The sequence below is a fragment of the Deltaproteobacteria bacterium RBG_16_64_85 genome (assembly GCA_001798885.1).
Taxonomy (GTDB): Bacteria; Desulfobacterota; Deferrimicrobia; order Deferrimicrobiales; family Deferrimicrobiaceae; genus FEB-35.
Genome location: MGQW01000043.1, coordinates 8353 through 28832, shown reverse-complemented (window position 1 = coordinate 28832; position 20480 = coordinate 8353). Strand labels below are relative to the sequence as shown.

Sequence of the window (20480 nt, the reverse complement as noted above, 5' to 3'; positions counted from 1 at the left end):
GACGAAGTGCATTCGAAGAGAGGTCGAAGATCGCCCCCGAGCCGGCGGAATATCCAGCTCCGGACGGATAGGCGGCGAAGAGCTCGTAGAGCTTCCAGTTGTCCCGATCGACCACCAGGATGTGGCGGTCCCCTTGCGAAGTCGCTCCGCCCTCGATCGGCGCACCGGAAGGAATCGGGTACGGGCCGGGATCGCTCTCGTCCGCGTATTGGAACGACACGGGAACCTTCGGCGTGTCCCCGGAAACCACGACGTAAGGAATCCCGAAGGGGCCCCCGTTCCAGTCGGCGCCGAAGTCCGGATGAAGGGAGGCGGTCCGTCCGATGATGTCGATCAGAAGGTCGGAATCCGGATCCACAGGGTCCGAATCGATCGGCGTGTTCCACGGGTTGTCGTCGGGAAATGGCCTTGCCCCTTGAAGGCTCGCGTTGACGCCGAGGGCGGGGTTGTCCCCTGCGGTGCCTTGGGGAACCAGGGTACCGGAGTCGCCGGCACCTGTGCATCCCTGGAGCAGGAAAAGGGCGGCCAATACCAACCCCGGCGCGTCGAGGAAGGGGACCTTATGGAACCGAGAAGCCACGATCGTTCCCTCGGCTGGTCTATATCATCTCCATAGGAAAGTGCAATACCCGTACCCATGACGTGACCTGATGGGGCTTGGAGCCCCTGAATGCTCCGTGGAAAATACATTTAACAACTATTTGATATATTGCATGAATTTTCTTTTCCGGGAGAGTGGAAAGAGTCGTGAACCTGTATGGAGAGATCCACGCGGCAACGGTAAACCGTTCAGGACGACAAATTCGTAATTCGGTCCTTATCGTTGTGGACCGCATCTTCTCCAGCAACCGCGATTCCGGACGACGATAAGTGTCCAAAAATCCATGCGGCTACCTACGTCGAGATCGGCTGTCGATGCCGGGTCGACATCGAATGCCGGTTGACAACCCCGAGGCATTCCCGCGTTATCTTGCCGACGTCCCGAGCGCCTCGTCCATCTTGTTGAGCAACTCGAGGGCTTGCGCCCGGGGAAGTTCCCCCGTAACGCCCAGGATGCGATTGCCCCGGGCCGAGAACCAGGCCGGGCCGCGCGGGAGATCGGCCCTGTACACCCCCGGGCCGTCCCCGGTCCACCCGGTGAGCGTCGCGAGGCGCTCGAACACCCCGCCTTTCCCGGTCCCCGCCTGCAGAATCAGGAGAAGGGTCCCTTGAACGCCGCCCGAATCGAACTTCGCCTCGAATCCCGGAGAAAACCGTTCGTCGCCGAGAATCGCGCGCTTCTGGTAGACGGTCGTGCCGGGAACGACGCCCGGGATGCGGAACGCCAGTGTCTCTGCCGGCGGATCGCCTTTCCCGGGGAGGTTTCCCAAGACCGCCCTGCCCAGGGCCAGGAGTTCTTCGCGGGAACCGGAAGGGTCCCCTCCGGCCCGGATCCGTACAAAGTAGGAACCCCGGAAGGAATCGAGGGACCTTTCGGAGATGATCGCTTCCGACGAATCGAGTCGCACCGTCTCCTGATCGGGGAACCGATGCTGACTGTAAACACCGAACGCCTCGTGCGGATCGCCGTGAAGGAACCGCTCGACCCGGTAGGTCCGCCTTTTGTCCTTGGCCCGCGCGACGATCGCCGACGTCATTTCCCGAAACTCGTACTGGAGGAAGAGTTCCGCCTCCCCGTCGATCTCCATGTAAAGATTATCCGGCCCGAAGGATCGCGGCGGTTCTACGACCGTCCAACCAACGGATCCCTCGGGAAGGAGAGGAACACTGCCCGCCGAGGCCCGGGGAGCTGCAACGCAGATCAGCAGGAAGACCGAAAGGGCCAGGATCTCCGGACGCACTCCGGTGCGGGACGGTCCCACGAGGATCCCCTTACGCGAGGAGCGAGTGGGCCCTGCGTGACAATCGGCCCACCGCAAGCCCCAGGCGGCAAGGGACAACGCATCCGGAGCAGGACGCACAGGCCGCGGCGCCGGCGTCCCCCAACCCCCGATAGGAATCGCGGGCCAGCGTCTCCTGTCCGTACCCTTCGAAATAGGTCAGCGAACGCAGCACGCCCGCCACGTCCACTCCGTTCGGGCAGCGCTCCTTGCACTCCCCGCAAAGCCCGCAGTGGCGGTCGCCGATGACCTCCTCGTAACGCGCGAGGGTCTTGATCCCATGCCACGAGAGACGCATCCCGGAGGCCTTCAGATTCTCGTCGACCTGGGCATAGCTAACCATCGAAGGGATCGTTGTGGCCACGCCCGGGTTCGCAAGGACCCACGCCAGCGCCGCCTGGTGAGGGCTTGGACCGCCGCCCTCGACGGGATACCCGCCGGCCTGCGTCTTCATCGCGATGATGCCGATCCCGGACGCGGCGACATCGACGATCGTGGCGGAAAGCCGCTCGTCCAGGCCCGGTGAGGTCTTGATCGACGTCTTGATCCCCGCGTCGGAGCGGAAGTTGTACGCCACCAGGACGGTCTTGAAGAATCCGTGCTTCTGAACCGCCCGCAATACCGTCACCTGCCCGCTGTGCGTCGTGACTCCCGGGATGCGGATCTTCCCCTGGGCCATAAGCATCTGCAGCGCTTCCCGGGCTCGCCCGTCGGTCACCTCCCCTTCCGAGGAAATCCCGTGGAGCTGCATGATGTCGATCATTTCGACGTTCAACGACCGCAGGCTGTTCTCTACGGATCGGATCATCCCCGGAACGTCCATGATGTGAACCTTCGAGGCGAGGACGACCTTGTCGCGAACCCCCCGCAAGGCGCGGCCCACGATCCGTTCGTTTTCTCCTCCCATATAGCAATCCGCGGTGTCGACATAGTCGATGCCATGGTCGACCGCGTACCGAACGATGTCCGCATCGCGGGTGATCATCGCGCCCATCCCGACAGTCATGACCTTGATGCCCGTATTTCCCAATGTCCGCGTTTCCGTCGAGTCGCCCCGGGTCAAGGCCGCCGCGATCGCCTCGGCCCGGCGTGCGACCGGATTGAGGACAACGCCGCCAGCGGCTATCGCCGCCATCCGGAGAAATCGCCTTCTGCTTTCGGCATGCATCGGAACCTCCCCAGCGCTCAATTCCAGATGAAATTCTATCGCATTTCCCCTCGGCCCGCGTCTGCGGCATGAAATCGGATCGTTGCGGTCGTCCGGCGGAAGACGCCCTTCACTCCCCTTTTTCCGGCGAGAAGGTCGTCTCCCGAAGGAGCCGCACGGCCCGCTCCTCGTCCTCCCTCCCCACCCGGATCTCCGCCGTGCCGATGCGAAAGAGGTCCTGGAATACCTCTCCCTTCACGAAGCATCGGATGCCTGTGCATGTGGGCATTTACGCCGACCTCATGTATTGTAGGGTCTCCCGGCTACTCGCACGATACAGCGCGGAATGCGTAAGCTAGCTTGTTAGGGGGATCCCGCCATGAGACTGATCTCTGTGAACGTATCCCTGCCGAAAGAAGTGCTCTACCAAGGCAAGACGGTGAGCACGGGGATCTTCAAGGAACCGGTGGGCAGGAGGGTGATGCTGCGGAGGCTGAACCTCGAAGGGGACGGGCAGGCCGACCGCAACGTCCACGGGGGGATCCACAAGGCCGTCTGCGCGTATCCGTTCGAACATCACGAGTACTGGAGCCGCGAATTGGGACGGACGGACTTCACCTACGGACAGTTCGGCGAGAATTTCACCGTTTCGGGGATGCCGGAAGACGCGGTCCGCATCGGGGACGTTTTCAGGATCGGTTTCGCGCTGGTGGAGGTAACCCAGCCCCGCTCCCCCTGCTTCAAGCTCGGGATCCGGATGGGATTGGAATCGTTCCCGAAGACGTTTATGTCGAGCGGCCGGACCGGTTTCTACATGAAGGTCCTGGAGGAAGGCGAGGTGGGCGCCGGCGACCGGTTCGAGCGCGTGGCAGGCGAAGAGGACGCCCTGTCGGTACAGGACATATGGCGCCTGGCGCACCAGGACAGGCAGAACCTGGAGGGGGCGAGGAAGGCGCTCCGCCTCTCGTCCCTCGCGCCGGAATGGCGGGAGCGCCTCGAGAAACGGTTCAAGGATGCGGGAATCTCCATCGAGTGATTCGTAGCTTACCGGATAATCGTCGTAGCTTATACCCGGGAAGGGCTTTCCTCCAGTTCCTCGAACTGGCTGATCCGGATGGCACCGTGACGGGGAACGGTGGATGATTTTCGAGAGGTGCGATTAAGGTAGACGCTTTGAGGGAAGGATATACCGCTTCATTCCTTATGGGAAACAGTCGTTAAATCAGATGGACCGCATCTTCTCCAGCAACCGGGAGAGCCCAAGGGTGTCCTGCCTGCAGTATTCCAGCAGCGCCTTGCGCAGACGGACCAATTCCGCGGGATCGGAAATCTCCCCCATGGTGAAATACGCCTCGGAAGCCATCGCCCCGTCGCTGATCTCCAACCCGTCGTACGTCATCTCCGGCACCAGAACCGGCAGGACGGATTTCAGGGAATAGGAACCGTTCATCCGCCAGTGGTAGATGTCCCGCCGCTTGAAGGGCTCCATGAGGTCGATCATCCCTTCGGCGACCGCGTTCAGGCGTTTGCGCAGCCCGGGGAGGGATTCCCCCAGTTCCCTGAGCACCCGTTTTTCAAAGGCCATGTTGTAGACGAGCACGCACGCACCGAGAGGGATCTCACCAAGAAGCTTCTCCGCGATCTCCTTCCGCGGATCCGGGCCTGGCTGTGCCAGGTACTCGAAGTGCTTCGGTTCCTCCCCTTCGGCGTCGATGCGGTGCAGGGAGTATTGGAAAGGCACTTGCTGATAGGCCCTTGTCCCGTCGAACAGCGGGATGGCCGAGGCGAAGGTCTCGAAATCGAGGAAGCAGACCGGGGAAACGACCTTTTCGAGGAACTTCCGTATTTTCTTCGGATCCGCGTGCGATTTCCTATCCAGGGAATACTCCACCTGCATCCTCTGCGCCAGGTTCAGGGAGTCGAGCGGCACATCCTCCAGCCGGATGACTCCCTGCCGGTACAGCTCCCACCGGTCGATCCCCTTTCCGCGCAGGGAAAAAACGGAATCCTCGGGCACGTGCTGCCAGCAGAACGGCATGAAATCGCACTCGTACGGCTCCTCGCAGTGGGGCCCGATGTCGATCTTGGGCACGTCTTCCCGAAGCATCGCCCGCATCTCGGCCAGCTTGTCGGGAATGGACGCCTGCTTCTCTCTCACCACCCCGGTGATGTCCTGGACGACGAACAGTTCCTCCGGGACGATGTCCCCGGCCCGGACGTAGCTGTTGTTGATGTGCACCAGATACGCCTTGTTCACGGGGATCCCGCACCCGGAGAGGACGTAGTACTGGATCGCCACGTCGTCCCAGTAATGCTCCTTCACGGAGGTGGAGCTCTTCACTTCGTACAGGTCCCAGAAGCCGCGATTCCGGACGACGATGTCCGCTTTCACGAAAACGTCATCGTGGGAAAAGGCGGCCTCATAGATGACCTTCGTTCCGCGGTCGATCTCCTCGCGGGTTTTGGCCATCTGCTCGTTCTTGGTCAGCCCGTCGAAGGGGACGACCACTCCCCCGGGGAACAGCATGTGGGCATACACGCCGACCTCGTGCCCGCTTGCCCAGAGCGCCTCGAGCTCCGGCGTCGCCTCGCAGCGAAGCTCCGGTTGATGCCGGTCGAGGTACAGGGATTTATGGCACTGGAGGCCACGGATATAGAGCGACTTGCTCAGGTAGGCGGTCTTGTTCGGCGGGGACATCTCCACTCCTGGGCCGGGGAAGGCCTTCGATAATATACCAATTCTGCTGAGCGATGGGTGATCGTGCAAGGGCCGGAAGAACCGCTACCCGCTTCATCGATAATTTGGTATTTTCTTATCTGACAAGCGCATAATTGGTCGTGTGCGCAAACCGTGGCTTATCCAATAAGATCAAGGAGGATCGCATCTTGAAAAAACCAACGCTCAGGGGCGGCATCGAACTGGCAGTGGCGACGGAGAAGCTTGGTGCGAGTTTCTACACGACAATGGCAAAGAAGTTTAATAAGGATCCGGAGATCAACGAGCTCTTTTCGATTCTGGCGAAAGATGAAGAGGCTCATGAGGCGCAGTTCAGGGCTCTTCTCGGTAAAGTCCCCGCGGATGGAAAGCATCAGGGAAGCGAGGAACAGTATCAGTATCTTGCGGCAGCAGCGATGTCGCAGTTTTTTTCGGGTGAAAAAGGCGCCATGAAAGATATCGAGAAAATCAAAACCAGGGACGACGCATTCGCCCGGGCCTTTGCGCTTGAGAAGGCCACACTTCTCTATTACCACGCAATGCAGGATATTTTGGGAGAGAACGAGATACTCAAGGCAATCATAAGCGCTGAAAAGAGTCATCTTGTGAGCGTGATGAAGTATATGATCACCAACGCAAAGATGAGGGGACTCTCGGACACCTGGTAGTCATTAGGGTAAGGGAGGCGAAAGCTTCGCCGCAAGCTGTTCCGGAAGCGCCTCCCTGTTCTCCCTCGCCACAAGGATCGTCTCGACATCCTGGCGACGTCGAATGCTATCGATGAAATCTCCCCCGCCGCGCAACGGGATCGTCGCCAGGATCGATATTTCCGCTTCGAACGCCCTCCCGACCCTCCGAATGAATTCCTCCGAACAGCATTCCATCTTCCCGATCTCGTCGATGAGGAGCACCCTGCCCGCCTCCGCCTCCAGAGACGGAAGAGCGATCCGCTCGAAGTCCTTGACGTTGACGAGATACGAGCCTACCCGCGGTCCGGGACCGGGGGCCTTGCGTGCCAGTTCGCCCTGCTTCCCTTCGAGGGAGATCACCTGGAAGCCGATGCGCTGCCCTTTATCGTCCCGGACCTCTTCCGTGTAAAAACCGGAGGCAACGCCGCGGAGGAGATCCGCGACTTTCCGCACGACGGTCGTCTTCCCGCATCCCGGATTACCGGTGAGGAGGATCCTTTTACCGGCGGAACGTTTCGTACGCGACAATAAGCGCCGCTCCCTCCAAAAGGATGACGAGGTTGACGACCATCGATATCCCGTGGAGCCGGGAAAATTCCTTGCGGGCGGGATCGTCGGGAGGTGCCGCCTCGAAGGAGGTCACGGATTGCTTGACCCTCTCCATCTGCGGAGTGAGTCCGTATGCCTGGTAGCCGGTCAGAAGGAGGGCGGTCAGGATCAAAAGGGTCCCGACCCATTGGCGAACTCCATGGAACGCTTCCCCGGCAACCATGCGGGTCAGTAATGCGACGGCGGTGAGAACAAGGCCGTAGCGGAAATACAGGGGGAAGATCGCCCCGACGATCTTTCCGGCGACGTCTCGCCCCTGGGTACGGAAGATCACGGGGGTTACGATGAAGGTGAACAGGGCCATCCCTCCCACCCAGAGGGAGAGAGCCAGGCGATACGCGGTGGAGGCAAGGATCATCGGACGGTGCCCTCCCATGTCCGCAAATTGGACATTGGATGTCCCGGAACCGCGCACCGTTCCCATTGACATGCGGTTCCGATAAGATTAGGAACATTATCCTCCACAATCCAGCGCGCAAGAAAGAGAGGATCGGAATGGCCATCGTATTCGTCAGCGTGGCGCCCCTGGGCACCGCGGGTCCAAGCCTCTCCCGCTACGTGGCCGGCGTCGAGAGGATTCTCCGGGACAGCGGCCTCAAACATGAGCTGACCGCCATGGGAACGATCATCGAGGGGGACCTCGATGCGATCCTGCCGGTTCTGCGCCGGATGCACGAGCAACCGTTCGTCAAGGGCGCGGTTCGGGTATCCACCCTGATCAAGATCGACGATCGCCGCGACAAGGCGGCCTCGATCGAGGGAAAGGTCCGGTCGGTGATGGAGAAGTTGCAGGCTTGACGGAAAAAAAGCCCGCACTTCCGGTGCTGAAAAGAGTCATCTTGTGAGCGTGATGAAGTATATGATCACCAACGCAAAGATGAGGGGACTCTCGGACACCTGGTAGTCAATAGGAAACCCCTACTCCAGGTACTTTCTCAAGTGTTCGATCGTGGCAGGCCAGGCCTTCTCAGCCGCTGCCAGGTTCGCGCCCTCACGGCCGTCCTTGGCCCGCTGGAACCCGTGCCCCGCTCCCGGGTAGGTGAACGCGACGAATGTTTTCCCGAGCTCCTTCATCCTTGCCGCCGCCGGACTGACCGTGGCGTTCACCCGGGCATCGTCCCCGCCGTAAAGGCCGAGCACGGGGGCGCGGATCGTCCGGAGGGCGTCCAGTTCGGGGGATGAACCGTAATAAACCACCGCGGCGTCCAAGTCGGGCTGCGCCGTGGCGTAGTGGAAGCTCTGGCCCCCTCCCCAGCAGAACCCCACCGTGGCGAATTTCTCCTTGGCGGCCGGAAGACCCCTTCCATATCGACTTACGGCATCCAGCATCATCACGACCTCTTGCGTCCCGAGATCGCGCACGGCCTTTACGGCGTCGTCCCGGCTGCCGAACTTGTCGGTCCCTCCTCCACCCGGCCCCCTGCCGGACAGGAGGTCCGGCGCGATGGCGATGAATCCCTCTGCGGCCAGCCGATCCGCGACGGCCCGGATCCAGTCGGTGAGTCCGTAGATCTCGTGGATGACGATCACGACGGGAGCCTTATCCTTGCGCTCAGGGTAGGCGACGAAGGCGGACACCTTCCCCTCTTTGCCGGGAACTGCAATGGCGGCCCACTCGTGATGACGCGGCGAACGTTCCAGCGCGGTCTTGGCCCCGGACTCGCCCGGGGGGATCGCGCCGGCGCCGGGTCCGACGGCGTTTCCGGGCAACGGGGTCATAAGAACCGCAAGGAGAAACGGGAGGATTGCGATTATCCCGGCCATGATCGTCTTTGGATGATCCCTTCGCCTGTTTCGATTCCTCCCACCAATGGGAGGAATCGTCAGGAAGGCCGCCGCATCGGAATATACGGAGGGCCACATGAAGAAACGCAAACTGGGGAATTCCGGGCTGGAGATCGCGCCGTTGGCGCTTGGAGGCAACGTCTTCGGATGGACCGCGGATGAACCGACGTCATTCAGGCTCTTGGACGCGTTCACGGCGGCCGGCGGCGACCTGGTCGACACGGCGGATGTCTACTCCGCGTGGGTCCCGGGTCACAAGGGCGGCGAATCCGAGACCGTTCTCGGCAAATGGCTGAGGCGGGGCGGGAACCGGAAGAAAGTCCTCGTCGCCACCAAGGTCGGAAAGGAGATGGGCCCGGACAGGAAGGGGCTCTCGAAGCCTTATATCCTGCGCGCGGCGGAGGATTCTCTGCGACGTCTGCAGACGGACTACATCGATCTGTATCAGGCCCACGCCGACGATCCGGAGACGACGCTGGAGGAGACACTGGAAGCCTTTGCGCAATTGATCAAGGAAGGAAAAGTAAGGGCGATCGGAGCGTCGAATTACAACGCGGAACGGCTCTCGAAGGCATTGCAGGTCAGCACACGACACGGGGTTCCCGCCTACCGGAGCCTTCAACCTTTGTACAACCTGTACGATCGTGCCGAGTATGAAACGGAGCTCGAACCCCTTTGCCGGGAAAAGGGATTGGGCGTCATCCCCTACTTCCCGCTGGCCAGCGGTTTTCTCACGGGCAAATACCGGTCGGAAAAGGACCTTGCGGACCGTGCGCGAGGCGATTTCGTCAAGAAATACCTGGATGACCGGGGGTTTCGGATTCTCGATGCGCTGGACCGGGTGGCACGGCGATATCATTCGGCTCCCTCCACGGTTGCTCTCGCCTGGTTGACCGCGCGCCCCGGCATCACCGCTCCCATTGCCAGCGCGACGAGCCTGGACCAGTTGAACGAACTGATGAAATCGATGGAGTTCGAACTGGATCCTTCCGCCATCGAACTGCTGAATTGGGCGAGTGAGTAATTTCCGTTTCCGCCTGCTTTTTCATGCGTTTCGAAAACTATTCTGATGTATTGCATGAACCGTCGGGAGGACCTGCTGCGGGAGTACCCGGACCGGCGAGAACTGATCCTTGCCTTCACCCGCTGACGGCGGGACCGCTCATCGCTTTTTCCTGGCCGGAACGGCGAACCGTCGCGTCAAGGGGAGCCGATTTTCAGCAGGTCGCCGTTAGCGTAATTCGCAACGTAGACGTTTCCCTCCTCGTCTTCGCCGAAGGTGGTGATGTTCAGCGGAGAGTTCTGCGAGGGCAGCAGAACCGCGTTGTCCCATCCTGCGCCATTCTTCCTCAGGCCCCAGATCCGGCCGCTGCAGAAATCCCCGTAGAAGTAGATCCCCTGAAGGACGGGTAGCGCCGCGCCCCGGTACACCACGCCGCCGGTCACGGAGCACCCTTGCGAGTGATCATAGGTTGCCACGGGGAGAGCCAGTCCAGCGGTTGCGCAGGAGGAGCTGTTGAAGCAATTCGCCCCCTCCATGATGTTCCACCCGTAATTCTGGCCCCCGGGGCTTCCAGCGGGCTGGACGTCGATCTCCTCGAATGCGCCTTGCCCCACGTCGCCGATGTAGAGGTCTCCCGTCAAGCGGTCGAACGAGAAGCGCCACGGATTGCGCAAGCCCAGCGCCCAGATCTCCGGACGGTATCCGGCCATTCCGACGAAAGGATTGCCGGGGGGGACATCGTACGGTGCCGCCCCGGACTCGACGTCGATGCGGAGGAGTTTCCCGAGCACATTATCGGTGTTCTGTGCCAGGCCAAGCGGATCTCCACCCGAGCCGCCGTCTCCCATGCCGATGTAGAGGTACCCGTCCGGGCCGAAGGCGAGTTGTCCCCCGTTGTGGTTCGCAAAGGGCTGGGGGATGGCGAGAACGACCTCCTCGCTTGCTGGATCGGCGGCGTTCGCGTCGTTCAAGGAGACGCGGAAGCGGGTGACCACCGTGGCGCCGTCCGGGGTCCTGGTGTAATTCACGTAGAAGTGCCGTTTGGCGGAAAACCCCGGTGGGAACGCAACGCTCAGAAGCCCCTGCTCGCCGCAGCAGGCCACCCGGGAGGAGATGTCCAGGAACGATGGCGGGAGGACGACCCCGTTGTCGAGAATCCGGATCTTCCCCCCCTGCTCCACCACGAAGATCCGGCCGCTGCCGTCCCCGGCATGGGTAATGTGGACCGGCTGGGCGAACCCTCCGGACACTCCGGTCAGCGAAATCGTGGGCATGGCTCCGCTGGAAGGGCCTGTGGCGGGAGCGGGCGAGGAACTCTCCGAGCATCCGGAAATGACCAGACAGGAGAACAACACGATGAAGATCCACATTTGATGTGTCACCATGGCAAGGCCCACCGGTCATGCAGCCGCCTCCCCGATCTCGACGTCCGCAGTCTTCCGTTCCGTCCCCCGCAACAGGTCGATGCGCACCACGTCCTTGACCGCGATTCCCGACAGGAGGCGATGAAGGTCGTCGACGCTTTCCACGGGGTGTCCGTTCATCTCCACCAGGATGTCCCCCGACAGAATGCCGGATCCGATCGCCGGCCCGTGCGGATCGAGGGAAACCACCTCCACGCCGGATTCCCGCGACAGGTTGAAGTAGCGCGCGAATCGCCTGGAGAGCTGCCTCTGCCGTCCGGAGATTCCCAGGTATCCCCTGCGGACTTTCCCGTAGGAAAGAATCTGCGACACGACGTGGCGGGCGGTGTTCGCGGGGACCGCGAATCCCATGCCTTGCGCGACGGGAATGATCGCCGTGTTGATTCCCACGATCCGTCCCCTCGAGTCGACCAGCGGTCCGCCGGAGTTGCCCGGGTTCAGGGGCGCGGTGTGCTGGATCACGTTCTCGATGAGGCGCCTGTCCAGGCTCCGCATGCCTCGTCCCGTGGCGCTTACAACCCCGGTGGACACGCTGGACTGGAATCCCAGCGGATTGCCGATGGCGATCACGAGCTGCCCCACCCGGAGCGTCGAGGAATCGCCCAGCGCCGCGTACGGCAATCCCGAGCCGTTCGCGCGGATGATCGCCAGGTCGTTCGGCGGATCCGAACCCACGGGAGCCGCGCCGAGGCTTGTCCCGTCCGTCAGCGTCAGCCGTACCCGGCTCGCGTTGCTCACCACGTGGTGATTGGTCAACACATATCCGTCCGGCGTCAGGAGGACGCCCGATCCAGCGCCGATCGGCTCCGAATCGTTTCCAGCCGGCGCTTCTCCCTCGACGGAAATGCTGACCACGGCGGGACCTACCGCATCGACCACGGCCGTCACCGCCCGGGAGTACGCGTCCAGCAGTTCCACGTCCGTCTTGCCCGAAAGGCCGACTCCGTATCTGCCGGAAGGCAGTAAATTCTCGTCCTTCTCCGCCTGGATCCATTGCAACGCTTTGGAATGGTTCCCCGCCATCGCTTCTCACCCCTTTAATTCCGGATAAATCGGATTGCGCCTGGAAATAGGATGAACCCGGGGGCCTTAAGTTTCCTGTGTCGGGGTGGGTCGAAAATTCGGTTACAATGGAGCAAGGTTTCAATGGGAATTTGCGCAGTGCCCCTTCGGATGAGATGCTTCTTAAGCCACCAGGAGGTCGAAAGATGAAACGAGCAGGTTATCTGCTGCCTCTCTTGTTGTTTTTTGGGGTGAACATTTCACATGCCGGTTTTCTGGACGACGTAGGCAAGGGCTTGGGGATCGGCTCCAAGGCAGCTCCCGGTGACGACCAGGTCGTCGCCGGGTTGAAGGAGGCCCTGTCGATCGGGACAGGGAACGCAGTCGCCGCAACCTCGAAAACCGACGGCTACTTCAAGAACGCTGCCATCAAGATCCTTATGCCCGAAAAAATCCGGAAAGTGGCGGACGTCATGGCCAAAGTGGGATACCAGAAAGACGTGGACGAATTCGTGCTCAGCATGAACCGTGCGGCGGAAAAAGCCGCCCCCCAAGCCAAGGCCTTCTTTGTCGATTCCATCAAACAGATGACGATCGAAGACGCCCGGAAGATCCTCGAAGGGAGCGACACCGCCGCCACCGATTATTTCAAGTCCAAGACCTTCGGGAAGATGTACGAAACCTTCAAGCCCGAGGTGGCGTCGAGCATGAACGAGGTCGGTGTCACCCGGTCCTACAAGAATATGATGGACAAATACGCGGCACTGCCCTTCGCCGATGCCGAGTCCCTGGACCTTGACCGTTACGTGACCACAAAGTCCCTGGATGGGATTTTCTACATGGTGGGACAGGAAGAGATGAAGATCCGGAAGGATCCGGCAGCCAGGGTGACCGACCTGTTGAAGACGGTCTTCGGGGGCAGATAGTCCGTACGATCTTTCGTCATGATGCACAAGCCGGAAAACGGGGATCATCTTGGCACGGGGCGGAAGGGAGGCGGTACCGTGGACCTCAAGGCGCTGGCGGGAAAACCTTTCCTGAAACGGTACGTCCTGTGGTTTGCCGTTGCCCTGGCGGCCTTCGCGGTTATCGGGTTCCTCATCCTGCCTCCCATCGTCAAATCGGTCCTGGTCAAGCAGCTCTCGGAAAAGCTCCACCGGCCTGTGGAGATCCGGACGATCCGGATCAACCCGTTCGCCCTTTCGGTCCGCGTGGACGGGTTTTCCATGAAGGACCGCGCCGGCTCGGGGCCGTTCTTGTCCTTCGAGGAGTTGTACCTGGACCTCCAGGCCGCCTCCCTCGTGAGGGGCGGGCCGGTTCTCCGGGAGATCCTCCTGCGCTCCCCGAGCGTCACCGTCGTTCGAAATGAAGACTTGACCTACAATTTTTCCGATATCCTCGACGAGTTCGCTTCCAAGCCGTCGGAAAAGGACAAGCCCCTCCGGTATTCCCTCAACAACATCCGCATCGTCGGGGGGAGCGTCGATTTCGACGACCGCCCCAAACACACGCGCCACACGGTCCGGGACCTGTCGATTGCCATCCCGTTCTTGTCGAACCTGCCCTATGCCGTGGACGTGCACGTCCAGCCCGCTTTCGAGGCGAACGTCAACGGGACGCTGGTGGGGCTCCAGGGGATGACCAAACCGTACAGCGCTTCCCGCGAGACCACCCTCGATCTGAGCATCCGCGATTTCAACATCCCGCATTACCTGGAATACGTCCCGGTGCGGCTGAAATTCCGGGTCCCCTCCGGGGCCTTGGACGCGAAAACCGTCCTGTCCTTTTCCCAGCCCGCTGGAAAGTCCCCCTCCGTTGCGCTCACGGGAAGCGTGACGCTCAAGAACCTCTCCATCACGGACAGTAAAGATGCGCCGGTCCTGCGGCTGCCGTCCCTGTTCATGGCCAGCGGCTCCCTGGAGCCGCTGGCGAGGCGGGCGAAACTGGACAACGTCGTCATCTCCTCCCCGGAGGTATTCCTGGTCAGAGAGAAAACGGGAGCCTTGAACGTGGTGTCTCTGCTGCCGGAGCGTGGGGACAAGGCAGAGACGGACAAGGAAAAGGGGCCGGGATCGTCCTTCTCGGTAGAAGTGGGTGCGTTTCACCTGGCCGGGGGAAAAGCGTCCTATTCGGATTTCTCTGCCCCCAAGCCGTTCGAGGCCACTGCCATCCTCGACCTGTCGGCCCGATACCGGCAAGTTTCGGGCGAAGCGGGCGACGAGGCGCTCCTGTCCGGGCTCGAGGCGAACCTCTCCTCCCTGCGCCTCAGGCGGCGGGGAGAGAAGGAGGACTTCATCCACATCCCGGAAACCGGGGTGAAGGGGGCGGACATCGACCTGGCCAAAAAAACGGCCACGGTCGAAGAGGCGGCAACCAGCAAAGGCCTCCTGCAGGTGACAAGGGAGAAGGACGGCACGCTCGACCTGGCAAAGGTCCTTCCCCCGGCCGAAGGAACGGCGATGAAGGCCTCTCCCCTGCCGCGCAAGTCCGCCGAAAAGGTTACCCCGCAGCCGGAGTGGCTCGTCAAGGTGAAGAAGGCCTCTCTGCAGCAGTACACCGTCGAGGCAGTGGACCAGACGCCGGGTGACCCCGTCACCGTGAGGGTCTCCCCATTGGACGTCACCGCCGAGGACCTCTCGACGGAGAAGAACAGCCGCGGAAAAGTTTCGCTCAAGGCCACGTTGAACAAGACGGGAAAGGTCGCCATCGGCGGCGCCGTGGGAGTCAATCCCGTGTCGGCGGACCTGAACGTCAACATCCGGACGATCGACATCGTCCCGTTCCAGCCGTATATCGCAGAAAAGATCAGTATCTCGTTAACGGGGGGGAACATCTCGGCCAGGGGCAAGCTCACCCTGGCGGCGCGGGGCGACACGATCCGGACGGCTTACGCGGGCGAGGCCTCGGTTACAAACCTGGCAACGGTGGACAAGGTTACCTCGGAGGATTTCCTCAAGTGGGATTCGCTTCACCTGGACGGGATCAAGGTGGCGACCGCCCCCCTGTCCATGGCGATCCGGCAGGTGGCGCTTACGGACTTCTACTCGCGCCTGGTCGTCACCCCGGAGGGGACCCTGAACGTGCAGGGGATCGTCAAGAAGGAGGGGCAGGCCCCCGCCGGGGAGACGGCCGCAGCGTCCCCGGACAACAACGTGGCCGCGAAGCCGCCGGAGTCCGCTGCGCCGCCGACGCCGGTCACGATAGAAACGGTGTCGTTTCAAGGAGGGCGGATCAACTTCACCGACCATTTCATAAAACCCAACTATTCGGCGAACCTCCTGGAAATCGGAGGGCGCGTCTCCGGCCTGTCCTCGGAGGAGACGCGGATGGCGGAGGTCGACCTGCGGGGGAAGCTCGAGAATTACGCCCCCCTCGAGATCACGGGGAAAATCAATCCGCTCCGGAACGACCTGTTCGTGGATCTCAAGATCGATTTCAAGGACATGGATTTGAGCCCCCTTACCCCTTACTCCGGCCGGTACGCCGGCTACACGATCGAGAAGGGGAAGCTCTTCTTGAGTCTTAAGTACCTGATTGTGAAAAGGAAGCTGGACGCGATCAACAGCGTCTTCCTCGATCAGTTCACCTTCGGCGACGCCGTCGACAGCCCCGACGCGACGAAGCTGCCGGTCCGGCTGGCCGTGGCCTTGCTCAAGAACCGGAAGGGGGAGATCTCGCTCGACCTGCCTTTAAGCGGCTCCCTCGACGACCCGAAATTCAGCCTCTGGGGGGTCGTCGTCAAGATCATCTTGAACCTGCTGGTCAAGGCAGCCACCTCCCCGTTCGCCCTCCTGGGGGCGCTGTTCGGAGGGGGCGAGGAGTTGAGCTACCTGGAGTTCAACTACGGCAAGGATGCGCCCGACGTGCCGGCGGAGGCCAAGCTAAAGAACCTGGTCAAGGCGCTGCACGACCGGCCCGCCTTGAAGCTGGAGATCGCGGGGCACGTGGACGTGGAGAAGGACCGGGAGGCGTTGCGGCAGATCCTGTTCGACCGTAAGGTCCGGTCCCAGAAGCTGAAGGACCTCGTCAAAAAGGGCGGAGAGGCGCCGTTGCTCGACAACGTCGTCGTCGACGCGAAGGAGTACCCCGAGTACCTGAAAAAAGCCTATCGGGAAGAGAAGTTCCCCAAGCCCCGCAACTTCATCGGATTGGTCAAGGACCTCCCCGTCCCCGAGATGGAAAAGCTCATGTACACTCACCTCCAGGTGACCGACGACGACCTGCGCCGGCTTGCGCAGAGGCGGGTCAAGGCCGTGAAGGATTACCTGATCGCATCGAAGCAGGTGGAGCCGGAGCGGGTCTTCCTGGTGGAGCCCAAGACACTCGCGCCGGAGAGGAAGGAGAAGCAGAAGGACAGCCGCGTCGTATTCGTGCTCAAGTAAAACAAGGAGGAAGAAAAACAGTGACCTCCACGGAAACGCCCGTTGCCGCCTCCCCTCAAAGCCACCGGTGGCGGTTCTTCCGCGCAGGGGGATTCGATCAGGTTCTTCTCGAGACGGGGGCCGACCTGATGGCCCTGGGAACCCTGGACCAGAAGCTTTGGGTGGCCTTGAGCTGCCCCGTCGCCGGGATCGAATTCGACCGCAAGACCCTCGAATTCGTCGATTCGGATGCGGACGGACACATACGGGCGCCGGAGATCATCGCCGCGGCGGCGTGGGCGGGGACGGTGCTGATGGACCCGGACTTCCTCGTCCGTCGCCAGGACCGGCTTCCGCTCTCGTCCATCGACGAATCCACGGATGAGGGCAGGGCCGTCCTCTCCGGGGTAAAGCTGGTGCTCCGGGCGCTTAACAAGCCCGATGCGTCGGAGATCACGCTGGAGGACGTAAGCGACACCGCGCGGATCTTTTCCCAGGCCCGGTTCAACGGGGACGGCATCGTGCCGGCCCAGGCGGCCTGGGAACCGGCACTGCGCGCCGCGATCGAAGACATGATCGCGTGCCTGGGGAGCCAGGTCGACCGCAGCGGGGAGCCGGGGGTGACGACGGAGACGATCGGCCGCTTCTACTGCGAGGCGAAGGCCCTCCGCGACTGGTGGGATGCCGGCCGAAAGCCCGAGGTCCTCCCGTTTGGAGACGACACCGCGGCCCGATACGAAATCTTCAAATCCCTACGACCTAAGATCGAAGATTACTTCCAGCGGTGCCGGCTCGCGGCGTACGACGGGCGCTCCGGCCCGCTGCTCGGCCCCGCCGATGCGGATTACCAGAAGCTGTCCGCCGAAAACCTGGGGGGGACCGTGGAGGCGGTGGCGCAGTTCCCCGTCGCCGTGCCCGCGGCCGGCAAAGCCATGCCGCTGACGGCGGGATTGAACCCCGCTTATTCCGACGCGGTGCGGCGCTTCCGCGAGGAGGTCGTTGTCCCGGTCCTTGGGACCCCGGAGGCGTTGAGCGACGAGGGATGGGGAATCGTATGCGCCCGCTTCGCGCCCTGCGAGGCCTGGCTGGCCGCCAAGCCTGCAACGGCCCTTACGGCGCTCGAGGAGGGCAGGGTGAGGCAGCTGCTTTCGGAGGACGGTGAATCGGCACTCCTGGACCTCGCCGTCCGGGACAGCGCGGTTGAGCCGGAGGTCGCCGCAATCGCCTCGGTGGAGAAGCTCCTGCGTTATTGCCGCGACCTGCGCCGCCTGGCGAACAACTTCGTCTCCTTCAGGGATTTCTACACACGCAAGGCAAAAGCTACCTTCCAGGCTGGCACCCTTTACCTGGACGGGCGCAGCGTCGACCTGTGCGTGCCCGTCGCGGACGTGTCCAAGCACGCGGAGATCGCGACCTTCAGCCGCGTCTGCCTCGTCTACTGCCAGTGCACGCGCCGGGGCGGCGACAACAAGATGACCATCGCCGCGGGGTTCACGGCGGGGGACTCCGACTTCCTCATGGTCGGGCGAAACGGCGTCTTCTACGACCGCAAGGGACAGGACTGGGACGCCACGATCGTCCGCATCGTGGAACACCCCATAAGCATCCGGCAGGCCTTCTGGGCGCCTTACAAAAGGGTCGCACGGATGATCGGGGAGCAGTTCCAGAAGATCTCGGCGGCCCGGTCCCGGGCGTCGGAACAGGCGGCTGCCTTGCGATCGATACAGGCGGCGGAGAAAACGGCGGCCGGGCTTCCGGTGCCTCCTCCTCCCCCGCCTTTCGACGTAGCCAAGTTCGCCGGGATCTTCGCGGCGATCGGGCTGGCGATCGGCGCGATCGGGGCTGCCTTGGCATCCGCCATCGCGGGGCTGTTCCGCCTCGCCTGGTGGCAGATCCCCCTGTTGTTCGCGGCGCTGATCCTGATCGTCTCGTGCCCCTCGGTTCTCCTGGCATGGCTCAAGCTCAGGAAGAGGAACCTGGGCCCCATCCTCGACGCCAACGGCTGGGCAGTAAACGCCCGTGCGAAGATCAACATTCCCTTCGGGTCTTCGCTCACCGCTGCCGCCCGGCTTCCCGAGAACGCGGAGCGCTCCATGGCCGATCCGTTCGCCGAGAAGAAGCGGCCCTGGCTCGCCTACCTGATCTTCCTGGCCCTGCTGGGGGCCATCCTTGCTCTTTGGCGGCTTGGAACCCTGTCCCGGTTCTGAACAGTGGCTATTTCCACGAAACGAACGGGGTGCCGCCGGGTTTTTATCTATCAGAGGAAGGCAAAGAGCAATCCTTCCCCCTTGAAAAAACCGGAGACGGACGATAAGACGGACCGGTGGATAGGAGAATAGGATGAAGGCATTCGGTAAGGTTTTCGGATGGATGGCGATCGTCGGAGCGGTGGTGCTTTACGCGTCGATTTCCATGGCGGAATCCCTTGGGGCGATGCGGTTAGTGATTGAACAAGGCGACGTGCAGGTGAAAATCGCCGACACCGGGGAATGGGTACCCGCTTCGGTGAACATGCCCATTGTCGAAGGGGACGAGCTGTGGGTCCCGGCAAGCAGCCGGGCTGCGCTCCAGACGAACAACGGGGCCCATATCCGCCTTGACGGGGACACGGCCTTGCAGGTCCTGCGTATGGACCGCGACTCCTTCCAGTTTTACCTCGCCCAGGGATACGCGTACGTGCTGAGCCTCGCCCCGAAGCGCAGCGTCCTCCAGTTCGACACCCCCGACGCCTCCATCCGCGCCTTCGGAAATGCGACTTTCCGGATCGACATTCCCGGCGGGGAGACGGACGTTTCCGTGCTCAAGGGATCGGTCCTGGCGGAGAACGACGCCGGAACGACGACCGTCCGTGCGGGCAGCATGCTGGCCCTGGGAGCGGACGGCTACGCGGAGCATTCCCCGCTGCTTCTTCCCGACGACTGGGAAAGGTGGAACCGGGATCGGGACCGCGTCGTCCTCGCACGCGGGGAAGGCTACCGGCGTCTGCCGGGGGAGCTCCGGATGTATTCCGGCGACTTCGATGAGAATGGCCGTTGGGTAAACGCCGGTGAATACGGATATGTCTGGACTCCCACGGTCGTCGTGATCGCCGATTGGGCTCCCTATCGCCACGGAAGATGGGTGTGGAGGGGCGGAGATTACGTCTGGATAGGATATGAGCCTTGGGGATGGGCGCCTTACCATTACGGCCGCTGGGCATTCGTAGCCCGCATCGGCTGGTGCTGGGTGCCTCCCACCCGGGGAGATGTGTTCTGGTCACCAGGATACGTGGGATGGGTCAGGACGGGCGACTACGTGGCGTGGGTTCCCCTCGCCCCGAGGGAAATCTATTACGGGCACGGCCACTTCGGCCGCTACAGCATGAATGTCAGGAACGTGGACATAAACCGTATCCGGGTGACCAACATCTACCGGAACGTGAACGTCACCAACAGCGTCACCGTCGTCCATCAGACCACGTTCGTCACGGGGAGGCACGAGCCGGTCCACCGAAACGTGGTGTCGAACGTGAGGGAGAACTTCGCGCAGCGGAGGGACATCGTGGTGGGCAGACCCCCGATCAAGCCCGTGGAAACGAGCTACGTCCCGGTGGTACGGTCGATCCCGGAGGCGAAGCGCCCGCCGGCCGCGGTCAGGAAGATCGAGGCGAAAGAGCTGAGGGAGTCCCGACCGCTGGTAAAGGAACAAGACCGGTCCGCAAGGCGTCCGGAGGCGAAGCCCCGCCCCCTGGAGGTAAGGAAAGTCGAGAAAGCGAGACCCGCAAGCGAGAGGACCAAGGAGCGGCAACAGGTCCGTCCCGCGGAGCGGGGGCCTGCGGTAGCCCCGGCGGAGCGGCGTACCCCCGCTGCCCCGACGGAGCGGCGT

At 62.2% G+C, this 20480-nt stretch carries 16 protein-coding genes and 1 pseudogene; 8 read left to right on the top strand and 9 right to left on the bottom strand.

Annotated elements, in window-relative coordinates; all coding sequences use genetic code 11:
* The 3 genes and pseudogenes from A2Z13_07665 to A2Z13_07655 all read right to left on the bottom strand — a co-directional run bounded on the left by A2Z13_07665 (position 1) and on the right by A2Z13_07655 (position 3048).
* Positions 1-580: pseudogene (locus tag A2Z13_07665) on the bottom strand (hypothetical protein).
* A gap of 385 nt (positions 581-965) precedes the next feature.
* Positions 966-1862: a hypothetical protein gene (locus tag A2Z13_07660; GenBank protein OGP79050.1), complete on the bottom strand. Its 897-nt coding sequence runs from the start codon at positions 1860-1862 to the stop codon at positions 966-968.
* 10 nt (positions 1863-1872) lie between these two features.
* Entirely contained in the window at positions 1873-3048 is a 1176-nt protein-coding gene (locus tag A2Z13_07655) for a hypothetical protein (GenBank protein OGP79049.1), read from the bottom strand.
* A gap of 358 nt (positions 3049-3406) precedes the next feature.
* On the opposite strand from A2Z13_07655, the gene A2Z13_07650 reads away from it, so the two are divergent.
* Complete coding sequence (locus A2Z13_07650) at positions 3407-4063, top strand: molybdenum cofactor biosysynthesis protein (GenBank protein ID OGP79048.1); 657 nt, start codon at positions 3407-3409, stop codon at positions 4061-4063.
* Between the two features lie 186 nt (positions 4064-4249).
* On the opposite strand, the gene A2Z13_07645 is transcribed toward A2Z13_07650, so the two are convergent.
* Positions 4250-5725, bottom strand: coding sequence for a hypothetical protein (locus tag A2Z13_07645; GenBank protein ID OGP79047.1), 1476 nt, complete (start codon positions 5723-5725; stop codon positions 4250-4252).
* Positions 5726-5913: 188 nt separating this feature from the next.
* On the opposite strand from A2Z13_07645, the gene A2Z13_07640 reads away from it, so the two are divergent.
* Positions 5914-6411, top strand: coding sequence for a hypothetical protein (locus tag A2Z13_07640; GenBank protein ID OGP79046.1), 498 nt, complete (start codon positions 5914-5916; stop codon positions 6409-6411).
* A gap of 3 nt (positions 6412-6414) precedes the next feature.
* Here A2Z13_07640 and A2Z13_07635 read toward each other — a convergent pair whose 3' ends face one another.
* Complete coding sequence (locus A2Z13_07635; protein ID OGP79045.1) at positions 6415-6960, bottom strand: hypothetical protein; 546 nt, start codon at positions 6958-6960, stop codon at positions 6415-6417.
* Entirely contained in the window at positions 6932-7399 is a 468-nt protein-coding gene (locus A2Z13_07630) for a hypothetical protein (protein OGP79054.1), read from the bottom strand. Before A2Z13_07630 ends, A2Z13_07635 begins: the two co-directional genes overlap by 29 nt.
* Before the next feature lie 137 nt (positions 7400-7536).
* Here A2Z13_07630 and A2Z13_07625 point away from each other — a divergent pair, with 137 nt between their 5' ends.
* Positions 7537-7839 carry a hypothetical protein gene (locus A2Z13_07625; GenBank protein ID OGP79044.1) on the top strand — a complete coding sequence of 101 codons (303 nt, stop codon included), beginning with the start codon at positions 7537-7539 and terminating at the stop codon, positions 7837-7839.
* Positions 7840-7959: 120 nt separating this feature from the next.
* Here A2Z13_07625 and A2Z13_07620 read toward each other — a convergent pair whose 3' ends face one another.
* A complete protein-coding gene (locus A2Z13_07620; protein ID OGP79043.1) occupies positions 7960-8805 on the bottom strand; it encodes a hypothetical protein in 846 nt (281 codons plus the stop codon).
* A gap of 97 nt (positions 8806-8902) precedes the next feature.
* On the opposite strand from A2Z13_07620, the gene A2Z13_07615 reads away from it, so the two are divergent.
* Positions 8903-9850, top strand: a complete 948-nt coding sequence (locus A2Z13_07615; GenBank protein OGP79053.1) for an alcohol dehydrogenase — start codon at positions 8903-8905, stop codon at positions 9848-9850.
* A 176-nt stretch (positions 9851-10026) separates the two neighbouring features.
* Here the strand turns inward: A2Z13_07615 and A2Z13_07610 are convergent, their stop codons facing one another.
* Complete coding sequence (locus A2Z13_07610; GenBank protein OGP79042.1) at positions 10027-11214, bottom strand: glucose dehydrogenase; 1188 nt, start codon at positions 11212-11214, stop codon at positions 10027-10029.
* Between the two features lie 15 nt (positions 11215-11229).
* A complete protein-coding gene (locus A2Z13_07605; GenBank protein OGP79041.1) occupies positions 11230-12276 on the bottom strand; it encodes a hypothetical protein in 1047 nt (348 codons plus the stop codon).
* 185 nt (positions 12277-12461) lie between these two features.
* On the opposite strand from A2Z13_07605, the gene A2Z13_07600 reads away from it, so the two are divergent.
* From A2Z13_07600 to A2Z13_07585, 4 genes are all read left to right on the top strand, one after another.
* A complete protein-coding gene (locus tag A2Z13_07600) occupies positions 12462-13181 on the top strand; it encodes a hypothetical protein (GenBank protein OGP79040.1) in 720 nt (239 codons plus the stop codon).
* An 18-nt stretch (positions 13182-13199) separates the two neighbouring features.
* On the top strand, positions 13200-16637 hold the full coding sequence (locus A2Z13_07595; GenBank protein OGP79039.1) for a hypothetical protein: 3438 nt from the start codon (positions 13200-13202) through the stop codon (positions 16635-16637).
* A gap of 20 nt (positions 16638-16657) precedes the next feature.
* The gene (locus A2Z13_07590; protein ID OGP79038.1) at positions 16658-18823 is read left to right on the top strand and encodes a hypothetical protein; all 2166 of its coding nucleotides are present in this window, start codon (positions 16658-16660) and stop codon (positions 18821-18823) included.
* Between the two features lie 133 nt (positions 18824-18956).
* Positions 18957-20480 (top strand): hypothetical protein (locus A2Z13_07585; GenBank protein OGP79037.1); only part of this gene is annotated, 1524 nt, incomplete at its 3' end.

Bases quoted from the DNA above. Each gene is read 5' to 3' on its own strand.
- A2Z13_07655 (OGP79049.1), bottom strand. From the start codon at position 3,048: ATGCATGCCGAAAGCAGAAGGCGATTTCTCCGGATGGCGGCGATAGCC.
- A2Z13_07650 (OGP79048.1), top strand. From the start codon at position 3,407: ATGAGACTGATCTCTGTGAACGTATCCCTGCCGAAAGAAGTGCTCTAC.
- A2Z13_07645 (OGP79047.1), bottom strand. From the start codon at position 5,725: ATGTCCCCGCCGAACAAGACCGCCTACCTGAGCAAGTCGCTCTATATC.
- A2Z13_07630 (OGP79054.1), bottom strand. From the start codon at position 7,399: ATGATCCTTGCCTCCACCGCGTATCGCCTGGCTCTCTCCCTCTGGGTG.
- A2Z13_07625 (OGP79044.1), top strand. From the start codon at position 7,537: ATGGCCATCGTATTCGTCAGCGTGGCGCCCCTGGGCACCGCGGGTCCA.
- A2Z13_07620 (OGP79043.1), bottom strand. From the start codon at position 8,805: ATGGCCGGGATAATCGCAATCCTCCCGTTTCTCCTTGCGGTTCTTATG.
- A2Z13_07615 (OGP79053.1), top strand. From the start codon at position 8,903: ATGAAGAAACGCAAACTGGGGAATTCCGGGCTGGAGATCGCGCCGTTG.
- A2Z13_07610 (OGP79042.1), bottom strand. From the start codon at position 11,214: ATGGTGACACATCAAATGTGGATCTTCATCGTGTTGTTCTCCTGTCTG.
- A2Z13_07605 (OGP79041.1), bottom strand. From the start codon at position 12,276: ATGGCGGGGAACCATTCCAAAGCGTTGCAATGGATCCAGGCGGAGAAG.
- A2Z13_07600 (OGP79040.1), top strand. From the start codon at position 12,462: ATGAAACGAGCAGGTTATCTGCTGCCTCTCTTGTTGTTTTTTGGGGTG.
- A2Z13_07595 (OGP79039.1), top strand. From the start codon at position 13,200: ATGATGCACAAGCCGGAAAACGGGGATCATCTTGGCACGGGGCGGAAG.